Source organism: Acetobacterium paludosum (assembly GCF_008086595.1).
Taxonomy (GTDB): Bacteria; Bacillota; Clostridia; order Eubacteriales; family Eubacteriaceae; genus Acetobacterium; species Acetobacterium paludosum.
The window spans coordinates 44,833-65,461 of sequence record NZ_RXYA01000016.1 but is presented as its reverse complement, the minus strand read 5'-3'; the positions used below and the strand labels follow the sequence as shown (position 1 = coordinate 65,461).

Below are 20,629 nucleotides of genomic sequence, written 5' to 3'. Positions count from 1 at the left end.
CTTCTACCTCCTTATGATTTTATTGTTATACCGTAACCAGTTCTTTGGCTTTAACAGAAGCACTGCCGGCATCCGGTGCGTATCCGTCGGCGCCAATTTCGCCAGCATATTCCGGTGTCACTGGCGCTCCTCCTACGATTACTTTCAGATCCGGGAACGCGGCCTTAATGGTCTGGACAGCTTCTTTCATTGCCGGCATTGTGGTGGTCAACAGTCCAGAACAGGCAACTAATTTGACATTGGCATTGTTTTTGACAGCTTCCACAAAGGCGTCGGCTGGAACATCAACCCCCAGATCCACCATCTCAAAGCCGGTGCTTTCAATCATCATCGAAACCAGATTTTTTCCGATATCATGCAAATCCCCTGCGACGGTGCCAATCACACAGGTGCCCAGTGAGGACGAGCTATCTCCTGCCATCAATGGTTTTAAGACCTCCACGCCTTTTGACATGGCTTTGGCGGCAATGAGCATTTCTGGGACAAAAATCTCTCCAGCAGAGAACTTATCTCCCACCACACTCATAGAATCCACCATGGCCTGCAGAATCTCGGCCGGTACAATTCCGGCGTCCAATGCTTCCTGTACCAGTCCCGGAATAAGCTTCGATTTTCCGGCTTCAACCTTCGCTTTTACTTCTTCGATTTTTGACATGTTTTTTCCTCCTGTTAAATGAATTCAATTTTCTTACGAATCCTGACTATCCGGTTGCTTTCCCACATTATTAATCGATTTTATATTTAATGTGTTTAAGCGCATTAAATAAACATATAACCGATCAATTCGAGGATTTGAGCCGATTAATTATTTGCATACAAATAATTTAACCGGTTCATTATTTGTATTGTAATCGTTATTTTACGAAATGTCAATACTTTTTATATCAGTTTAATATTAACCGGTTCAGCAAAATAAACTTGCTTCCATAACCAGAAAGGTCTAAAATAAACTAAGACTGAAAATACCTCAAAAGAAAGAGATGCCGATGAAAAATCAGAAAGATAATATTCTCGAAACCGCCACCCGGCTATTTTACGAACAGGGCTACAAAAACACCTATCTGGACCAAATTGCCGAGCTTTGCGAGATTACCAAACCCCTGATATCCTACCATTTTAAATCCAAGTCAAAATTGGGCCGGGCCGTGAGTGACACCTGCCTCTTTGCTTATAAAAACAAAATTGCCATGAAACTTTATACCGATTATTTTAAAGGACGAAAAACCGATCTTCAGGTCAGTGCCGCGGTAGAAATCCGTCTGTACAATCAATTGTTTCTTTCCGATTCCAACGCCATGCGTTTTATCAAAGAGCTGGCCGACGATAAGTATGAGGATCTGTTCAGTCAGGAGGGAAATCGTCTTTATCAAATGCATATTCGTCGGTATCATCTGGATATTAAGCCGGATTCTGATGAAATTTCCATGCTTGCCAACGCCGCCCGAGCCTCCACCTTCTCGATCCTCTGGGCCTACGACCGGGGCGATTTCAACTGTTCTGAAGAAGATTGTCTGGATTATATCACCCGCCTGAATTTTGTGCTGATGCATATTGACAAAAACCGCATCGATGCCATCCTGGCTGAGAGTAAGCAAGTACTAGAAGAAGTTCCCTTTGAATACAAGCCCTACTTTTAGATTGAATAGATACTGTCTCATCAGAAACACCAATAAAAAAATCACCTCACTGAAAATTCAGCAGGTGATTTTTTTGTTTCTTAAACCTTTATCCCGGTTGCGTTATTTTTTCGTGAACAATTCAAAGTTGTTCTTTTCGATCTCATCTGAAGATAAGGGCTTGAAGTAGTAATAGCCCTGAATTTCGTCACAGTTCTCAGCTCTGAGAAAGCCCAGTTGAACAGCTGTCTCCACTCCTTCGGCAATAACCTTGAGGCCCAGCCTTTTGGCCAGATTGATCATCACCGTGATGATGGATTCGTCCTTGGCATTGACGGAGATTCCCTGGATAAACTGCATATCGATTTTAAGCCGGTCCACCGGCAGGTCTTTCAAGCGGCTCAGGGACGAAAACTCGGTGCCGAAATCATCGATGCTGATGCTCACCCCGATCGCTTTTAATTCACGGAGACATCGGGTCACATCCCCGGACTCCTTCATGGCAATACCTTCGGTAATTTCCAGCTCCAGATACTTTGGTTCCAACCCGGTTTCGGCCAGGCATTTTTTGATGATGTTTTCCAGATTGGCGTTGCGAAACTGCTCCAGCGAGAGATTAACCCCCATCGGTACTGGTTTGAACCCCGCATCCTGCCAGGCCTTGTTCTGAGCACAGGCTGTCAACAACACCCATTCTCCAATACTGTTGATGAGGCCGGTCCGTTCGGCAATGGGGATAAATACAGTTGGGGAAACAGCTCCCAAGGTCGGGTGGTTCCACCGCAGCAGCGCTTCAAAACCGATAATCTCCTTAGCGACGGTGCTGACCTGGGGCTGATAATGAAGATGCAGCTCGTTTCGTTCCTGAGCTCGATACAGGCTGTTGGTCATGCTCATTTTTTCCAGAACCCTGTTCTTCATATCCTCTGAACAAAAGGCAATCTGGCCTTTGCCGCTTTTTTTGGCGGCGTACATCGCCAGATCGGCATTTTTTATCAGCATATTCACATTTTCCCCATCTTCCGGGAAAACCGCAATCCCACTGCTGGCATTCACATAAACTTCCTGTTCTTCGATGAGGACCGGCTGTTTAAATACGGTCATGATTTTTTCGGCGATTTCCACCAGATCTTCCAGCTGAGAAAGTTGGGGAACCATAATCAGAAACTCATCCCCACCAAACCGTGCCACAGTATCATATTTTCGCACACCGGCTGACAGGCGCTTTCCGATCTGGTTCAACAGTTGATCCCCCCAGTTGTGACCCAGGGTATCATTGACTTCCTTGAAACCGTCAAGATCAAGGAAAATCACTCCGATCAGTTTCCCACGGCGTTTTGCCAGGGCAAGTGCCTGCTCCAGACGATCTTTAAACAGCACCCGATTGGGAAGGTTGGTGAGCGGATCATAATAAGCCATTTGATTGATTTTTCTTTCCGTTTCCGTCTTTTCAAAGGCATCTGCCAGGATGTTGGCCAGCACTTTCAATAATTCGAGATCATCTATTCGCCATGCTCCGCCGGATCTGATCTGATCATACCGAATGAACCCGATGATGCAGTCCCGGCCTTGAATGGGAATGCAGGACACCGCCTTAATTTTCAGCTGATTCATTATTTCTTTTTCCGCTAGCTCTTCAGCCGTCAGGATATCTCCTGATGGCAATAAAATAATATCATTGTCAAGAAGCTTTTTTATATGCCACGGCATCGTTAGCAACCGGTATTTTTCATTTTTTCCAATTTTCGACCAATCCGTTCCAATGGTTTCGCCCAGCCACTCATGCGTATAGCGAATATTTTTCATGTCTTCAGAAAATATGCCGATAAAAGCCCGGTCGGCATTGATGAGGCCGCCGCTGCTTCTGAGCAAATCCCATACTTTGTCATTAAAATTAGCCCTAGTCACGGAAACAAAATTGGTGGTAATGCTGGCAATCATTTTCTGAAACCCGACCTGCTGCTCATTTTGTTTCAGCCGGGCAATATAGGTTTTATTGCTAAAGGCGGCCAAAATAATGGCAATGGCATAAAGAATCAGTCTGCCCAAATAATCCAGGGTCCCGACGTAAACAATCTGCTCCGGGACTATTAGCCATAAAGCCATCCCGGTTGCCAGCGTCGCCACTGAAACCACCCAAAACATTTTTTTGCGTTTGAAGATAATCGTCATCATCAAACAGGTCAGCGGCGTGATCCAGATAATATTGCCCAGCCGGTCATTCATAAACCAAAACATGGTAAACGGAATGGAGAATGCCATCATCACCATCAATATCCGATCCTGAACAATGATGGCTAAGTCAGATAGGCTCAGACCAAACATGATGAGGCCGATAATCACCAATACCGTGCTGAAGATCATATCTTCCCAGAGTACCGTGGGAAAAACAAAGCTTTTAAAGAGAATTAAAACGCTGATACTGAAATAAACCAGGGCAATGTAGCGAACAAAGGTTGAATGGGTGTCAGTACTTAAGATGTCGCTGAAATTCTGTTTTTGGTTGGCTTCTTTGGGTCCCAAAATCCTGAGTTTATTTATATTATAGGCGAATGCGCTAACTGGTAAGAGTATCATCATTGGCGCAAAAATCGCAACCCAGCCCCAAATCAGCACATCATCAACAACATTCAGTGAATTGACGATTGCAAAAACATAATTCAAGCTTGAAATACTCAGACAAATGCCGAAAAAAGCCTGATTTAAGCGGGCTTTTTTATTGAGCATCAAACCGACTACGCCCAGGAGGGCATCAAGGATAAAGATGACATAGAATATGATTGATAGTATGTTTTGCAGCATCCTTTATCCTCCTTCCCAACAAATTTCGGTGCTGAATATAAACTAATTATTTCTTTCGGGATTTTTTTATTTCGCCGGTGAAGTTTTATATATATCACCTTCTATTTCATTTTTTGAAAGCGGTTTATAATAGTAATACCCCTGGATCGCATCACAGGCTTCGTCTTTTAGAAAGCCCAGTTGAATTTCGGTCTCAACTCCTTCGGCAATGATCTGAAGTCCCAGCATTTTGGCCAAATGGATCATCACTACAATGATGGATTCATCCTTAAGATTCTGACTGATTCCATGAATAAATTCCATATCGATTTTGAGTCGATCCACCGGCAGGTCTTTTAACCGGCCCAGCGATGAAAATTCAGTGCCGAAATCATCGATGCTGATGGTCACTCCGATAGTTTTTAAACGATGGAGGCATGCGGCCACATCTTCGGACTCCTTCATCGCAATGCTTTCCGTGATTTCCAGTTCCAGATACCGTGGATCAAGGCCAGTTTCCATCAGGCATTTTTTGACAATGGCTTCCAGATTTTCGCTTCTAAACTGTTCCAGCGACAGATTAACCGCCATCAGCACCGGTTTGAAACCTTTATCCTGCCATTCCTTATTCTGGGCGCAGGCCGTCATCAGCACCCATTCGCCAATGCTGTTGATGAGACCGGTCTCCTCCGCAATGGGAATAAATACCGCTGGCGGAATGGTTCCCAGCTTTTGATGTTCCCACCGCAGCAAGGCTTCGAAACCGATAATCTCTCTAGTGGCGGCACTGACCTGGGGCTGATAATGGAGCATCAGTTCGTTTTTTTCCAAGGCCTGATAAAGGCTGTTGGTCAAAGTCACTTTTTCCAGCACATCATTCTTCATTTTCCCTGAGCAAAAGACAGCCTGTCCTTTGCCATTTTTCTTGGCCACGTACATGGCCATATCGGCATTTCTCGTGAGAGTTGTAACATCCTCCCCATCTTCGGGAAAAACGGCAATCCCGCTGCTGGCATTCATAAAAAATTCCTGCTCCTCGATCATCACCGGTTGCCGAAAAATTCCCATGATTTTCTTAGCGACTTCATCCAGATCTTTTTTCTGGGCTAGTTGGGGCACCATAATCAGAAACTCATCCCCGCCAAACCGGGCCACCGTATCGTATTTTCGTACACAAGCTGACAGACGCTTGCCAATCTGGTTCAGCAGATGATCCCCCCGATCGTGGCCAAGGGTATCATTGACTTCCTTAAAGCCGTCGAGATCCAGGAAAATCACCCCCAGCAGTTTTCCGCTGCGTTTTGCCAGGGCTAGCGCCTGTTCCAGACGGTCATTAAACAGTACCCGGTTGGGCAAATTGGTGAGGGGATCGTAATAAGCCAGATCATTGATTTCCTTTTCAGTTTCGACCTTTGCAATGGCATCCGCGACAATGTTGGTCAGCACTCTCAACAATTCAAAGTCAAGTGTTTTCCATACTTTGTCTTTGCTGATCTGATCAAATCCGATAAATCCAATCACGCTGTCTTTACTATGAATCGGAATACAAACCAGAGACTGAATTTTCGCTTCTTTCAGTATCCTGCTGTCTTCATCAGCCTCAGGAGCCAGCCTATCAATCGATGGTATATATACAATGGCATTGTCAAGCAGTTGTTTTCTGCTCCAATCCAACACCTGTACCAGGCATTTTTCAGTTTCTTTATCTATGAATTCCATGGTTTCCCTCACCCACTCATGGGTAAAAGCAGCGCTCTGAGAATCATCCGAAAATAGCGCGACAGCCGCTCGATCGGCATTGATGAAGAGCCCGCTTTTTTTTAGTAAATTTTTAACCTTGTCATCAAAATCAAAGCGGGTCATGGTCACAAAATCTGTAGATATTTCTGCGATCAGTTTTTGAAAATCCCGCTGTTTTCTGTTTTCCATCAGCCGGGAAACATAAATATTCGTAATCAGGGCCGTGAGGCTTATTCCAACCGCATAGAATAGCAGCCGCAAAGCATAAGTCTCCCCGTTAATTATTAGATTAAAGCTCGGCATTCTTACCCAAAAAAGCATCCCCAGCAGCAAACTTAGGATTGCTGTGAAAAAAAACAGTCGTCTGTCATTTGATATAACGGTGATCATGATGACAAATATCGGCACCGGCCAGATAATATTACTGAAAGGGCCGTCATAATATGCGAGCATCACAATTGGTAAAATTACAAGGAGCAGCAAGGTCAGGATCCGCTGCTGATATTTAACCGACTCAATCAGATAGGGGATGACCATCAGCACCACACTCATCAAGACTAAAACAAGACTGAATAGAATGCCGATTTCTCGTCCTCCTGAAAGGATAACCCAAATATAAAAATTAATGATACTCCCAATTGCCAGGACGATGCCAATATACTGAAAAAGTTTAGCCCGGCTATCAGCATTCAGTATGATGCCTTTGGCGCTTTCGTTATTTTGCCCATTGGCAGATATTAATCCATATTTATGAATGATGTGATAAATCGTTCCCATCAGAATCATAATGACCAGTGGCGTAAGATAAGGCAGTTGATAATTCAGAAAATGATTCGCTAAAACATCTGTAAACATTCCCAAAAATAGCGCCACACTGAATGAGATCAACAGATACAATGCTTTCTTCTTGTTGATAAAATTTTTCGTACTGCGAAACCATCGCATCAGCAAAACAATAGCGATCAGTGAAAAGCCCAGAGAATAGAGATAAAACAATATATTTCCAAAATCATTAGCTGGTTTTATGGCCCAGCCTGAAACCGTATAAATCAGTTGCATCTGGGCATTGGTAGTTTGGCTGTAAAACATAATAATAATAACATTCAGGACTGCCGGCACGTAAAGAGCCATTAATAGCAGAGGCTTTTTCTCCTTCCTGCTCCAGTTCGATCCCGTTAAAACAATGATAAAATGGAGGATAACACAATAGGCAACACCCCACCCCAATACCGCAATTCTTCGCCAGAACAGCGCTTCAGCATAGGTACCTGCCGAATTACCCACAGCAAATGCAAAACTCCACAGCGAAAAGCAAAGACAAAGCGACATAAACAATCGATTGAGCCTAGCCTCTTTATTGAGCGTAAAACTATACGCTCCAATCAGGGCATAGGTGACAAATGAAATGTAAAGGATTATTGAAATCAGGTTTTGCAGTGTCATTTGGTCTCCTCTAAAAAAAATCGCTTATTAGCCGAGTAATTTTGTTTTTAAATTGCCATTCCTGATTCTCCATAAAAAAAGAACAGAGTACCGCCAGTGAATGAGGCTCGTAATCCGTTCTTTCTGTCAACCAGTTAAAACTTTTTGGCATCTTTTACCATTATAATTTTGTTTTGAAGCCGATTGCTTATAAAAAATTAACTCTAATTTCCAAAGTACGTCTTACTGATGTTTGTTCCGATGCACGATCCGATCACTTGAAAAATCCGACTCCATAATGTTTCTTTGTAAACCCGGCAGTCGATCTGAGCGATAATTTTTTTATCTATTGTTAACCCTTAGGCAACAACAATTGTATTATACTATTCTGTCTGGCAGAAATCAATTGCTAATTGCTTTCTGCCGTTAATATTTTTTTACAGTTGATCGATTTTACGAAATTGCCGATCCTATCGACAATCGTTTGCGAACAGCCTGAACAACCTAAAAAGAGGTCGATTTTCATCTCAACCCCGATAACTTACCCTTAGTTATTATGTGTTGCATCGATATCATTCTATTTATTTTATGATGATTTCGTCTCCCGGTCTGATTTCACCGTTTTTCAACACCTTGACAAAGATTCCTTCTCTGGGCATGATGCAGTCGCCGACCTGCTGTTTAATGGCACACCCTTTATGGCATTCCTTGCCGATCTGAGTGACTTCAAGCAGAACGCCATTGATCTCCAGCAGGGTTCCAATCGGCAGTGTGAACAGTTCAATCCCTGTGGTGGTTAAATTTTCCGCAAATTTACCGGGATCCAGTCCTTCAACGCCCATTGCTGTCATTTTATCAATGCTTTCCTGCCCCAGCAGGCTGATCTGGCGATGCCAGTTTCCGCCGTGGGCATCCCCTTTTATGCCAAAATCGACCAGACATTCCCCGACTGCAACCGGATGTTTGATCACGCCTTTTCGGTCGCTGATATTCACTGCAATTACTTTAGCCATTTTTACTCCTCAATTTTTTCCAAATTTAAATTTTTACCGTTTTTTCTGTCACGGTCAGTTTATCCCACAATTATCAATGTAGAAAGTATACCATATAATCAGCCGCCGATCATTTGCATTTTTCTTGAGGATGAAAATTTTTCTCCGAAATGATGTCCCATTGGTTTATTGAAAATAATCTGTTTCATGATCACGCCCATATTTTTAGCTTTAAGTTGCAGTGCTTCTCTGATATCCACTTCTTCGTTATTCCCCAGGCAAAGCCGAATCTTTCCGTCAGAAGTCAGTCTGATTCGATTGCAGTCCGAACAGAATTGATGCGTCATTGGTGAGATAAATCCAATCTTCCCGGCAAATCCTTCCATCCCATAGTAAACTGCAGGAACGCTTTTATCATTTTTTTCCAGGTATTTCAAGGCGGGTCTGACCTTGATCACCTCATCATTGCGTATGATTTTATCGGCATTGTTTTCTCCAAAACAGCCCATCGGCATCAGCTCAATAAAGCGGACTTCAATGGGTCTGTTTCTGGCAAGTTCGATGATTTCATCGATTTCGTTATCATTGACGCCTTTGATCAGAACGGTATTGATCTTTACCGGAGTCATCCCCAGCTCCAGCGCAAGGTCGATTCCTTCCAGCGTCTTTTCAAGCTCTCCGCCACCGGTGATCTGTTTAAATTTGTCTTTATTTAAGGAATCTAAACTGATGTTAATTCTTTGCAGGCCGGCTGTTTTCAAATCTCTGGCCATTTTTAAAAGATTGATACCGTTGGTGGTCATAGCGATATCTTCGATCCCTTTTATTCTGGATATTCTGCTGATGATCTCGTAAATATCATGCCTGACCAATGGCTCACCACCGGTAAGTCTGACTTTTTTAATGCCCGCCTTCGCCATTGCCCGAGTAATCTTTTCAATCTCTTTCGGACTGAGATTCTGCTCCTGATTTTCTTTGCAATGATCCCCATCAGGATTGCAATAAATGCATTTTAAATTGCAATTCTGAGTAACTGATATCCTCAAATATTCAATTTTTCTTCCATACCGATCTATCATTTTTTTTACCAGCTTTCGTTCTTACTATTCCTATATCTTGTGACCTCATGTTTTTTTACTCCCCTCAGAGTTTACTCATGATACCCGTCGTTTTTTTGCAATTTACTCAATGACCTCAAGAAATACCTCGATTATGCCGCCGCAGACCATGCCTTCATCTTCGGCTTCCCACCCGGTCATATCCACCACATGCAGTTCCGGGGCGGGTTTCTCGGCCCTTAACATGTCGATGGCCTTCAGTTTAATGGCGGCTTCCGCACAGCCGCCCCCGAGGGTCTCCACGGTTTTTCCGTCCGAGAAAATCAGCATTTTCGATCCGGTTTCTCGGGGGGCCGAGCCTTTGCGGCTGACAATCGTCGCCAGCACGATCTTCTGTTGCACCAGGTTATATTTTTCAATGGCTTTGAGCAGTTCTTTTGAATAACCGCAGCTTTCCTTTTTCTGGTTTTTGACCGTGATGATCTCGGCTATAATGGATATGGCGATTTCCGTTGGGGTTTCCGCCTTGATCTTCAGCCCGATGGGGGTATAGACTTTTTCCAGCTGACCGGCATCCACGCCATTGCCTTCCAGCTGCTCCATGACCTTCTTCACCCGCAGCTTGCTTCCGATCATGCCGATGTAGGCATTGGGTTTCTCGATAATGGTTTCCAGACAGACCTGATCGTAACGGTGACCCCGGGTCACGATGACAAAATAAGTGTTCATGTCCCCGGCGATTTTTGCCAGCCCGTCTTCAAAGGGTTCGCAGATAACCTGGTGGGCTCCGGCGGCCTGGGCGTTTTGGGCGAAGTCGTAGCGATCTTCGATGACCGTCACATTGAAATCCGCCATCAGAGCGATTTTGATGATCGGAATTGAGATGTGTCCGGCACCGCAAATCACGAGTTTCTTTTCTGTGCCAACACGTTCGCAGAATACCCGATTGCCGTCAATAGACTGGCTCCCGTTTTTAGTATCGTTTAAAATAGTTTCGCGGTGACGGCTTAAAAAGCCATTTGGTTCGGTTTCAAAGCGGCAGTCATCTCCGTCAAAAAAGGCCTTTTCGCCGAGATGCTCGCCGGCCACGACGGTTGCCACACTGTTTTTATGATTAGGACTGCTGGCCCGGATAATTTCATATAGTTTGTTCATATTTTTTGTCCTTCGCTTTCTGCTGATTCGCTTTCACTTGATTCATGCGCCTTTTCCGAAGCCGCAGTTCGGGAAAGTACAGACATCACAGGAAAGGCAGAGGCCGCCCTGTCCCAATCGGGTGAAATCGCCGATTCTCAGGCGTTCGTCGGTCATGATCCGGGGCAGGACCAGATCGAAGATGGTTCGTTTGGCATACATCACGCAGCCGGGCAGGCCGATAATGGGGATTTTCCCTTGATAGTAGGCCAACAGAAACATCGCACCGGGCAGGACTGGGGCCCCATAGGTAATCATTTTGGCTCCGGTATTCTTGATCGCCAGTGGGGTCCGGTCATCGGGATCCACGCTCATGCCGCCGGTGCAGATAACCATGTCAGCACCCTTTTCCAGCAGCTGCATGATCGATTCGGTAATCATCTCGTGTTCATCGTTTGACAAGATGTGTCCGACAATCTCGACGTCGAATTCCGCCAGTTTTTCTTCAATCACCGGAGTAAAGGTATCTTTGATCCGTCCGTAAAACACTTCGCTGCCGGTTGTGACAATGCCGACTTTCTTATGGACGTATTTTCTGATCTCAAAAAGCGGAGCGTCGCCGCATAAGGCTTTGGCCTGATCCATTTTGCTTTCTTCAATCACCAGCGGAATCACCCGGGTACCGGCCAGGACGTCACCGGCTTTTACCGGAAAATTGCCGTGACGGCTGGCGATCATCATCTCCCCCAGGGCGTTGACCTGATTGACTTTCTCTTTGTCAATTTTCAGAACCCCGTCGCAAGACGCGATCAGTTCGATTTTGCCTTCCTTTATTTCGGAAGGCTCCATGTTTTCGCCTTTGCACAGATCGTAGAGAATTTTAGCCGCATCGTTTTCATGCAGCATACCTTCTTCCTTTTCCCAGACATAAAGATGTTCCTTCCCCACCGACAGCAGTACCGGGATGTCTTCCGCCCTTACAATATGCCCTTTTGAGAACACCGGTTCTTTTTTCACGCCTTTGATAATCTGGGTGATATCGTGACAAAGCACGCTGCCGACTGCATCGGTTGTTTCAATCTGTTTCATTCTTTTCTCCTGTTTTACCGTATTGTTTTTTTAACAAATTACCTTCGAAATTAGAATCGTTATCCCTTTTTTCTCTATTAAATCAGCCAATCAATTTTCAGAGATTTGCTGTGCTTTTTTTCTGCAATCATTTAACACCGTGGATTTTCTATCTGAAGCCCTCAAACGCTTATTCGTGATAGCTGTTTCTGCTCATTTAAAGTTAAGAGGCAAAAACGTCACTTTATCCGACATTTTTGCCTCAGTTGTTAGAATAATCCTCTTAGGGATTTTGGCCAACTGACTAAACGGTTCTAAATTTGCATGATGATTTGGACTTGATTAATTTTATCTATGTTAAGTTCCGTTATTTTTTTTAATTATTTTCGTATCAGCTGGCCAGTTAATAAGTATTTACAACTTATTTAAGGGCATCCAGACCAGCCTGAGCCACGCTCATGTCTTCTGCGACACTGCCGCCGCTGACACCAATGCCTGCGATAATTTTGCCATTTTCAATAATCGGGAAGCCACCGCCAAAGGCAACCATTCTTCCATTATCACATGAAGTGATGCCAAAGAGTTGACCTGATTCTTTGGCAAGGTCGGTTAAGGTGTCGGTGCTCATTTTAAGTGCAACTGCGGTATAGGCTTTATTCGTCGCAATGCTCATGCTGGCTAATAAAGAATCTTCCATACGGTTATATAATACCGTATTTCCATTTGCATCACATATAACGATCACCATTGGCACATCAATTTCGATTGCTTTTACTGCAGCCGCTTCAGCCATTTTTTTTGCCATATCTAATAATTTACCGGTAGTTGTCATTTTGTCCTCCACTTTTTTTAAAAAATTTTTTTTCATCTCAATTTATCTCTTATTACTACAACCAAGTCCAACTTATCTGTTTATACCACAATCAAGTCCAAATTAACATGCAAATTTATGTTCGTTTAATCAGCACATCTATTTAAAAAGCAATTTTCATGCCAATAAAAAAAAGACCAGATTAAAGGCTTTTTTCGTATTTTCTTTGCTTATGTTCGTTTTTTAAACGTTTTTCATTATAAACAGACGTTCATTTATTGAACAATCGTTCGTTTATTAATCACTTTTTTCAGACTGGAATAAATCAGTTGCCAGTCTTGTTTTTAACCCGGAAGCGTTTCGTTTTTCTTATCCATGATTGCTATCCTTCACTGATTTTCAAGGCAACCATGGTAATATCATCAAATTGAGGTGCTCCATTAACAAAGTTGTCAATATCTTTTTTTATCATTGACAGTAGCGCATCCGGAGTTAATCCGATACTGTCGTTGAGAACAGACCGCAATCGTTGCTCGCCATATAAATCATTGTTGACATTCGTTGCCTCAGTCACCCCATCGGTATAGAGAACCAGTTCATCACCATTAGTCAGCTGCATTGCTGCCTGTTGATACTTAGTATTTTCCATTCCTCCCAGGACAAAGCCGGAATTTAAATTCAGATATTCAAAACTGCCGTTTGCTTTTTTTAGCAGCGGTGGATTATGTCCTGCGTTCACTGAGATAAAATGATGGGACGAAATTTCCAGCACCCCCATCCAAGCCGTGACAAACATACCCACTTCATTATTTTCGCAAAGCTGGTTATTCACTAAAACAAAAACTTCTGCGGGGGTCATGCCGGCCTGCATATGATTTTTAATCAATGTTTTAGCAATCACCATAAACAACGCCGCCGGAACGCCCTTGCCGGACACATCGGCAATAACCACGGCCAGATGATCATCATCAATTGAGAAGAAGTCATAAAAATCGCCGCCAACTTCTTTAGCCGGCTGCATCGTCGCATAAATGTCAAATTCTGCTCGATCAGCGTAGGCCGGAAAGATGCTTGGAAGCATGGAAACCTGGATCTGAGTAGCCACATTCAATTCAGCTGAAACACGTTGTTTTTCTTCATTATCCTGTTCCTGCTTTTTCAGAAGATTTCGGGTCCGGTTCGCCAAAGTGAAACAAATTGGCGACAGCGCCACTAAGGTAAATACCCGCGGCAGATAATAAAATTTTAATGTTCTGATCAGAATGCTCGCTGTGATGATCCGTTCTTGTCCCACGTCCATACTAAGCATCATATCCGAATCCCACAAGCCCACATAAAGTCCGCCAAAAATGGCAATAGTCATAAAAATGACGCTGCCGGCCAATGTCCATCCTGTGAATTTTCGTGAATAATAATGGCAGGAAATCAGCAAAGGACACAGCCACGCCAGTACCGTATGCAACGTCATCATCATGGACAGAATGGTTATTCCCAGAATCGTGCATGACATAATGAGATATTTCAGGTACCACTTATGGCCGCCAATCACTTTATTCAGCAGCGTCGGCAATAAAAGCAATGCTATACTGATCGGCATCGCGATGTTCATTAGTATTTTGGGAATGATGAAAAAATCGATGGCATTTAAGATCCATACCATTCCAACAATAGCGGCAACAAAGATTAAACATTTGGCAGCATATTGATTCGCCTTATCCTCATTTTCGATAAAAATTTCATTATTCATTGCAACATCATTTTTTGTCATGGCCAATTCACCCCAGTCTCTTATTTATACCTATCCAGCTAAAATTGATTAAAAAATATTTTAACTGCCGAGTTTTTCACAGCACCGTTATGCCACCATTTTTGGTCACAATCTTCTGACCATCTTTGCTCATCAGGAAATTAAGAAAAGCCAGCGTGGCATCGTCAACTTTGGTGGCATCATAAACAGCCACGAATGGTCGGGATAGTGCATAGGTTTTATTTAGCACGTTATCAACAGTTGCTTTGACGCCATCCACATCAAGGGCCTTTACGGTTTTATTGACAAAAGTCAGGGATACATACCCGATGGCATTGGGATTGACGGCAACCGTTGTCTGAACGTTGCCATTTCCTTCTTTAATGGTCGCACTGCCTTTTAATTGTTCCGTGAATCCCACTAATTCTTCAGTTGCCGTTCTGGTACCCGAGCCGTCTTCCCGGGATACAACGACAATCGGCGCATCTTTTCCGCCGACTTCACTCCAATTTGTAATTTCCCCGGTATAAATTTCTGCCAATTGTATCTTGGTGAGACCGGATACCGTATTTTCGGGATTGACGATTATTGCAATGCCGTCATAGGCAAATATCATTTCGGTTAAATTCGTTTTTTCTTCGGTCTTTAAATCTCGAGATGAACAGCCAAATGAATAGGTGCCCGATATTGCCCCCTTGATTCCGTCTGAAGAACCGGTGCCGCTGTAAGTAAATTTAATATCCGGGTTTAACGCCGTATACTCCGATCCAACCGCATCGATGATCTTTTGGACCGATGTTGAGCCGCCGCCATTAATTTCTCCCGTTGTTGCCGATTGCGTTGTTCCTGATGAACAGCCTGCCAATACCAGTACCATGGCACCAGCGAGAAGTAAAGCGGTTACTTTTTTCAAACTTTTCAATATTTTTTCTCCTTGAATTCCTAATTTTCGTTTTCGCATCTCTATTTTATCACAAAATATAACCGCGCATCTATATTTCATTCTCTTCTGGCAGTTCATTTATAAATACATTATACAATGATTTATAAAAAAGACAAGTTTCGGGAAACCGTCGTCATGCCATGCTCTGACCCCGGTGTTGATATTGCTTTCTGGCCTTTCTTAGCCAGTTATCTTTTCCTTACCTTATCCAGATGCTATAAGCTGAGGGATCAGTTTTCAATAAAAGGCTGCCAATCATGACGATGGCAGCCTTTTACTTTTTTTATTTCATCAATAAGCAATTTTATGATAATATTTAATTCTATGAAATGCAGAAGCTATTCTATGTCAATTAATTAAAAGCCGAATCCAACGGGTACATAGAATCCACATCATTTATAAATATTTAGACCGGAGTTTATCGACAATGAAACAAAACACAAAAGTATCGATCCTGGCATTCTTAACCGTCTTTCTTTGGGCCTCCGCTTTTCCGCTGACCAAGGTGGCAATGACCTACTATACCCCCAACGCCCTGGGCTTTCTCCGCTGTACCATCGCCGCCGTTTTCCTGCTCATCATCGGTAAATCGAATCACATCCGTCCCCCTCAAAAAAAAGACCTTCCGTGGTTCTTCCTATCCGGTTGTCTGGGTTTTACCCTGTACATGATCACCTTCAACATTGGCATCCAGACGCTGACCTCTGCAACCGCCAGCATTATTATTGCCACGACCCCCATTATGACTGCGGTGGTTGCCTCCATTTTCTTTCGCGAAAAAATAAACCGGCTTGGCTGGTTCACCATCTTGCTGGCCTTTGTCGGCGTTTTGATTCTGCTGCTGTGGGAAGGCATGTTCTCCGTCAATATCGGCCTGATTTGGACCCTCTGTGCTGCCACTGTTTTCTGCGGTTACAATTTTTTAAACCGCAAACTTTCCAGCGTAGGCTACACCGCTTTGGAAATCGTAACTTACAGCATGTGCTGCGGTGCCATTCTACTGGCTATTTTCGCACCACAGGGCGTTGTGCAGTTAATGACTGCACAACCCAAATACCTGCTATTAGTTATTTATCTTGGTGCATTTCCCAGTGCAATGGCTTACTTTTTCTGGGGAAAAGCGCTTTCCTTGGCCGATAAGACAAACGACGTGACCAATTTTATGTTTGTCACACCGCTACTGTCAACGGTGATGGGCTTTATGCTGTTGAATGAAATCCCCAATATGGGCACTTTCATCGGCGGAATTATTATCATCGTAAGCATCATCCTGTTTAATTTAAAAGGAAAAGAAGCATAGCACTGCGACCGCAAAATCATTCACAATTCATTTATACACAATCTCAAAGCTTTGTAAATTTGGTTGAGTTCATTGATTTTTTCGCCCAGTTCCAGGCTGGTGTTTTCTTTATCGGCAATCACGCGATTAACGATATCGGCAATTTCTTTTTTCAGCACTGTGGACTCAGTGTCCAATATCGAATTGAAAGTGCGCACACTCTCACGCAGTTTATATTGATAATTGTAAATCATATTGTTGATGTTGCATTCCACATCGTCCTGCATTTTTTTCACAAAACGGCTGAAAATTTTCTGATTGGCATAAGACCTGGGCAGCAAATAAACAAAATCGTTTATATCCAGCAACAGCGATCCGCTATCGTTATTAACACTTACATAAAAATCTTCCCGTTCGGATAAACCTTGACTCGTCGTTTCATACTGATATGCAATACCAAAAAGTTCATCGATGACTTGTTTGAGAAAATCTTTCAAGTCATCGATCTTCTGGCTGAGCAAGTCTGCCGCCTCCTCATATCCCATTTCAAGGATTAACAAGCCCCGGTCGCTCAGTTCTGTCAGATGGCCGGTTAAATCCATTTCCAGAACATCTTTCAATGCTTCTTCAAGCTGCTTCGGTTTTTTGTCGCGATTTATTTCATAGACAGTCTTCAGTATTGCTGTAAGATCATCGCTGATGACTGTCGCTTCTGTGTGTAACGCCCCTTGAATTCGTTCAAGAACTTCATCAATCTTCTGGCTGAGAAAATAAGATGCATTCTTGATGATCCCGTCAAGATTTTCAAGTTTCTCAGTGAGTAGCGCTTTTTTCGCTTCAAGATTATCAAGCGGCAGATGCAAAGCAGTATTGTACAAGTCGATGTGCGACAATGCCGGTATTAAAACCTCCTTCAGCTTAATCCCAACAGAATCCCTCAGGATCTCATCAGCTGAAGTCCTAAGATCCTCCTGAATTGTCGAAAATAGCGTGTCAATGCCGATGTTTTTTCGGGCACTGATAGGAAAAAGATCAACGGCTTCTCCATCCATGAGGTCACTTAGAATATTACGGCAATAGCCCAGGTAGGCATTGAGATCCGACAGCGTGATGGTGTCAATTTTATTAACAGTAAAATAGAATTTCGCTGCATGATTTTTAGCCGCAGCCAGAAATGCTCTTTCAATTTCGTTAATCGGACTGTCCACCGAGATCATGAAAATAATGGCATCACTCTCGGTCAAAAAAGAATAGGCATCATCGGTGTTGTGCTGATGAATGGAACCGACCCCTGGTGTATCGACAAGCGTAAGACCGTTTTTCAGAAAATCGTGCGGCAGATAAAGATTGACATAAGAGACGCCTTTTTTATTTTCGGGATTGTTCTGTTCGCTGATGAACTCTCCCAATGTATCCAGGGAAACCGTTTCTTCATTACCCGATTTGAATGATACGGTGGCATAACCTCTGCCATACTGGATTTTTGTCACGACCGACGTCACCGGGATGATCCCCACCGGCAGAATATCTTCCATTAAAGCAGCATTGATAAAGGATGTTTTACCCCGCTTGAATTGTCCGATGACTGAAATGATCAGCTCTCGGTTATCCAGCTTTTTCATAAGATTTTGAACGGCTACAGTATTGTCTTCACAGATGCCTGAACGTTTCAGCAGTTGAGCCGCTTCTTTGAGGGTATTCTGGATTGTCCTATTCATAAAGTTTCCCTTTCATCCTTCAAATGTTACCTAGGGCACTGTTAAGGCACCACTCGTTCGCTTTTTTAGGGCATAAAAAAACTGATGCATCCACAAATTTATTTGCAGAAGTCATCAGCTCATGAGCATTTAGGCATATACCATGGTGAACTTCATCACCTTTTAATCCATTGTACTTGATTTGTAGCAAAATATCAATGAGAAAAGCGAACTAATAACCGAGGTTCGATTGATTTGTCCCAAATATTTAATCAAACGAATGCATATCTTAAATAAAGCTAAATTTATTTTGATTACATTTTTTTGATTACGATTTCAATTGATTATCCTCTTGACGCATTTCTTCCCCCGTGCTATCCTAAAATCACATTAAAAAAGGTGATGGAGTTCACCTAAATTGCTGATGAGCTAATGACTCCTGTCGGATTGATTTTTTAATTCTGCAGGTTTTTTATTGCCCAAAAAGCATTTCTCTTTTTTGCCAAAATAAAAGACCTTCGCGACTAATTTATTTGTCATTTGAGTGAGGAGGACAATTTATGAAAAAGTATTATTTTATTGCTGCCGGAGGATCCATTGGTGCGCTGTTACGTTATGGCTTTAAAACATCGGCAGCTTTTTTACCAACAACGGATTATTTATTAAATAGTTCTTTTGATATTCTGGTTATCAACCTATTCGGTTGCATTCTTTTAGGTACATTGAATGCCGTTTTTTCTAAAACGGAACGAATCAGTCCCCCTTTAAAATTAGGTGTTACTACCGGTTTTGTAGGCGCATTTACGACATTTTCGACATTCTGCAAAGAAAGTCTGGATCTGCTTGATGCCGGATATATCAGCACTTTTTCCTATTATGTTGCGGCATCCATTATTTTAGGTATCGTCGCTGTTTACATTGGTCACCAGATCGGTCATCGCGTCGTGCATCCAATCGGGCAAGCCATTGTTTCTCAGTTCAGTTTTGACTACAATTAGGAATCTGACTCATGGAAATAATATGCGTCATGCTTGGGGGCGCACTGGGAAGCACCGCCCGATATTTGCTTGGAAAACGCTTCGCGGCAAGATATAAAAGCATCCCCATTGGCACCTTTGTCATTAATGTATCGGGTGCATTTCTTTTAGGTTTTGTAACGGGAGCTGATATTTCACAACTTCTGTACGGATTATTTGCCGAAGGATTTCTCGGAGCCTATACCACATTTTCGACTTTTATGTATGAGGATTTCGTCCTTCTGCAAAACAACCGGATACTCAGCGCCATTATTTATATTAGTACAACCGTTGTTTTGGGCTTTATTGCCTGTTATCTGGGGACGTCTTTTGCAGTTTTTATCATCGCTCCGCACTGATCCAAAGTCTCTCTGGTGATTCTTTAAAAGCCAGTTCATATATATCCCCCTTCAAATCAGTACAATTTTTGTGACATTGTACTGGTTTTTTTATTTCGTTCTTATTTTCAGCAGCCATTCCCGTCTAGAATTTCCATCTTCGATAACTGTTCGGGTGTAATCTCCGGTGCCTCAGAACCAATTGATGCTTGGTCCAAACCGTTATGCTTTTCCAATTTGTATAATATGCCACATAATATAATACTGTACTTAACAGAATTCCGCAGAATACATCAATCAGGGAATGCTGTTTGATGAATACGGTTGAAATACAAATTAAGATCATCAGGGCTATCGTTCCAAATTGAAACTTCGGATAGGATTTCAATTTTTTCGATTTCCACACCGCAAAGGCAATCGAAACCGAACTGGCTACATGAATTGATGGACAGACATTCGTGGGTGTATCAATCGAGTAGAGCCATTTCGTCAGCTGACAACAGAGATTGTTCCCGGCAATTTTTCCTCTGATATCAAGTCCGCTCGGTATGAGTGCATAAATGATCAGACAGAAGGTCATCCCGCCAAACATCATCAGACACAGATTTAGAAAAGTCTCTTTTTCATAAACCATGAATCCGACTAATGAGGCTGCTATGCAAAGAAACCACATGAAATATGGAATGATAAAATATTCATTAAACGGTATATAATCATCCAGGAAAAAATGGATTATATGTTCCGGCCGATCCCAATGCTCCAATGTAAAAAAAACTGCCAGATAGAAAATAAAAAACAGCATTGCATACGCATGCCGATTAGCTGAAAGCCATTTACTCACTTTTTTAATCATATAAACCTCCAATTTTTTCAATTAAAAAATGATTATATCATTTTTTTGATCATAAAATGCAGAGAAAGTTAAAAAATAAGTTATTGACGTCATAAACTTTTGCCTTATGATGATCAGGCAAAAGCCTGATTTCT

16 protein-coding genes and 2 riboswitches are annotated in these 20,629 nt (G+C 42.8%); of the genes, 4 read left to right on the top strand and 12 right to left on the bottom strand.

Translation table 11 applies throughout. The annotated features are described in order from the left end of the window. Positions 1 to 25 precede the first annotated feature (25 nt). Positions 26 to 655, bottom strand: a complete 630-nt coding sequence (locus FZC41_RS15215) for a corrinoid protein (protein WP_148568299.1) — start codon at positions 653 to 655, stop codon at positions 26 to 28. A gap of 331 nt (positions 656 to 986) precedes the next feature. Between FZC41_RS15215 and FZC41_RS15210 the strand changes: the two genes are divergently transcribed. Further along, entirely contained in the window at positions 987 to 1,637 is a 651-nt protein-coding gene (locus FZC41_RS15210; protein ID WP_243136739.1) for a TetR/AcrR family transcriptional regulator, read from the top strand. A gap of 102 nt (positions 1,638 to 1,739) precedes the next feature. On the opposite strand, the gene FZC41_RS15205 is transcribed toward FZC41_RS15210, so the two are convergent. From FZC41_RS15205 to FZC41_RS15165, 9 genes are all read right to left on the bottom strand, one after another. Then, positions 1,740 to 4,418 carry a bifunctional diguanylate cyclase/phosphodiesterase gene (locus FZC41_RS15205; protein ID WP_148568297.1) on the bottom strand — a complete coding sequence of 893 codons (2,679 nt, stop codon included), beginning with the start codon at positions 4,416 to 4,418 and terminating at the stop codon, positions 1,740 to 1,742. Positions 4,419 to 4,484: 66 nt separating this feature from the next. Then, positions 4,485 to 7,580 carry an EAL domain-containing protein gene (locus tag FZC41_RS15200; protein WP_148568296.1) on the bottom strand — a complete coding sequence of 1,032 codons (3,096 nt, stop codon included), beginning with the start codon at positions 7,578 to 7,580 and terminating at the stop codon, positions 4,485 to 4,487. A 560-nt stretch (positions 7,581 to 8,140) separates the two neighbouring features. Then, positions 8,141 to 8,572 carry an MOSC domain-containing protein gene (locus FZC41_RS15195; protein WP_148568295.1) on the bottom strand — a complete coding sequence of 144 codons (432 nt, stop codon included), beginning with the start codon at positions 8,570 to 8,572 and terminating at the stop codon, positions 8,141 to 8,143. 98 nt (positions 8,573 to 8,670) lie between these two features. Beyond that, positions 8,671 to 9,630, bottom strand: a complete 960-nt coding sequence (moaA, locus tag FZC41_RS15190; RefSeq protein ID WP_148568294.1) for a GTP 3',8-cyclase MoaA — start codon at positions 9,628 to 9,630, stop codon at positions 8,671 to 8,673. A gap of 102 nt (positions 9,631 to 9,732) precedes the next feature. After that, positions 9,733 to 10,764 carry an XdhC family protein gene (locus FZC41_RS15185; RefSeq protein WP_148568293.1) on the bottom strand — a complete coding sequence of 344 codons (1,032 nt, stop codon included), beginning with the start codon at positions 10,762 to 10,764 and terminating at the stop codon, positions 9,733 to 9,735. A 42-nt stretch (positions 10,765 to 10,806) separates the two neighbouring features. Then, entirely contained in the window at positions 10,807 to 11,832 is a 1,026-nt protein-coding gene (locus FZC41_RS15180) for a molybdopterin-binding protein (RefSeq protein ID WP_148568292.1), read from the bottom strand. Between the two features lie 400 nt (positions 11,833 to 12,232). Further along, complete coding sequence (locus tag FZC41_RS15175; protein ID WP_243136738.1) at positions 12,233 to 12,679, bottom strand: GlcG/HbpS family heme-binding protein; 447 nt, start codon at positions 12,677 to 12,679, stop codon at positions 12,233 to 12,235. 325 nt (positions 12,680 to 13,004) lie between these two features. Beyond that, positions 13,005 to 14,390 (bottom strand): PP2C family protein-serine/threonine phosphatase, encoded by a 1,386-nt coding sequence (locus FZC41_RS15170; RefSeq protein WP_148568291.1) that lies wholly within the window; start codon positions 14,388 to 14,390, stop codon positions 13,005 to 13,007. Positions 14,391 to 14,466: 76 nt separating this feature from the next. Continuing rightward, positions 14,467 to 15,291: a phosphate ABC transporter substrate-binding protein gene (locus tag FZC41_RS15165; RefSeq protein ID WP_243136737.1), complete on the bottom strand. Its 825-nt coding sequence runs from the start codon at positions 15,289 to 15,291 to the stop codon at positions 14,467 to 14,469. 448 nt (positions 15,292 to 15,739) lie between these two features. Here FZC41_RS15165 and FZC41_RS15160 point away from each other — a divergent pair, with 448 nt between their 5' ends. After that, on the top strand, positions 15,740 to 16,612 hold the full coding sequence (locus tag FZC41_RS15160; RefSeq protein WP_148568290.1) for a DMT family transporter: 873 nt from the start codon (positions 15,740 to 15,742) through the stop codon (positions 16,610 to 16,612). Positions 16,613 to 16,632: 20 nt separating this feature from the next. On the opposite strand, the gene FZC41_RS15155 is transcribed toward FZC41_RS15160, so the two are convergent. Continuing rightward, positions 16,633 to 18,309, bottom strand: coding sequence for a dynamin family protein (locus FZC41_RS15155; protein WP_148568289.1), 1,677 nt, complete (start codon positions 18,307 to 18,309; stop codon positions 16,633 to 16,635). A 98-nt stretch (positions 18,310 to 18,407) separates the two neighbouring features. After that, a riboswitch (Fluoride riboswitch) is annotated at positions 18,408 to 18,478 on the bottom strand. A 199-nt stretch (positions 18,479 to 18,677) separates the two neighbouring features. Then, positions 18,678 to 18,737, top strand: a riboswitch (Fluoride riboswitch). Positions 18,738 to 18,848: 111 nt separating this feature from the next. On the opposite strand from FZC41_RS15155, the gene FZC41_RS15150 reads away from it, so the two are divergent. Next, a complete protein-coding gene (locus FZC41_RS15150) occupies positions 18,849 to 19,286 on the top strand; it encodes a fluoride efflux transporter FluC (protein ID WP_148568288.1) in 438 nt (145 codons plus the stop codon). An 11-nt stretch (positions 19,287 to 19,297) separates the two neighbouring features. After that, the gene (crcB, locus tag FZC41_RS15145) at positions 19,298 to 19,663 is read left to right on the top strand and encodes a fluoride efflux transporter CrcB (protein ID WP_148568287.1); all 366 of its coding nucleotides are present in this window, start codon (positions 19,298 to 19,300) and stop codon (positions 19,661 to 19,663) included. Between the two features lie 124 nt (positions 19,664 to 19,787). On the opposite strand, the gene FZC41_RS15140 is transcribed toward crcB, so the two are convergent. Beyond that, positions 19,788 to 20,495 (bottom strand): phosphatase PAP2 family protein, encoded by a 708-nt coding sequence (locus FZC41_RS15140; RefSeq protein WP_148568286.1) that lies wholly within the window; start codon positions 20,493 to 20,495, stop codon positions 19,788 to 19,790. Positions 20,496 to 20,629: the final 134 nt, after the last annotated feature.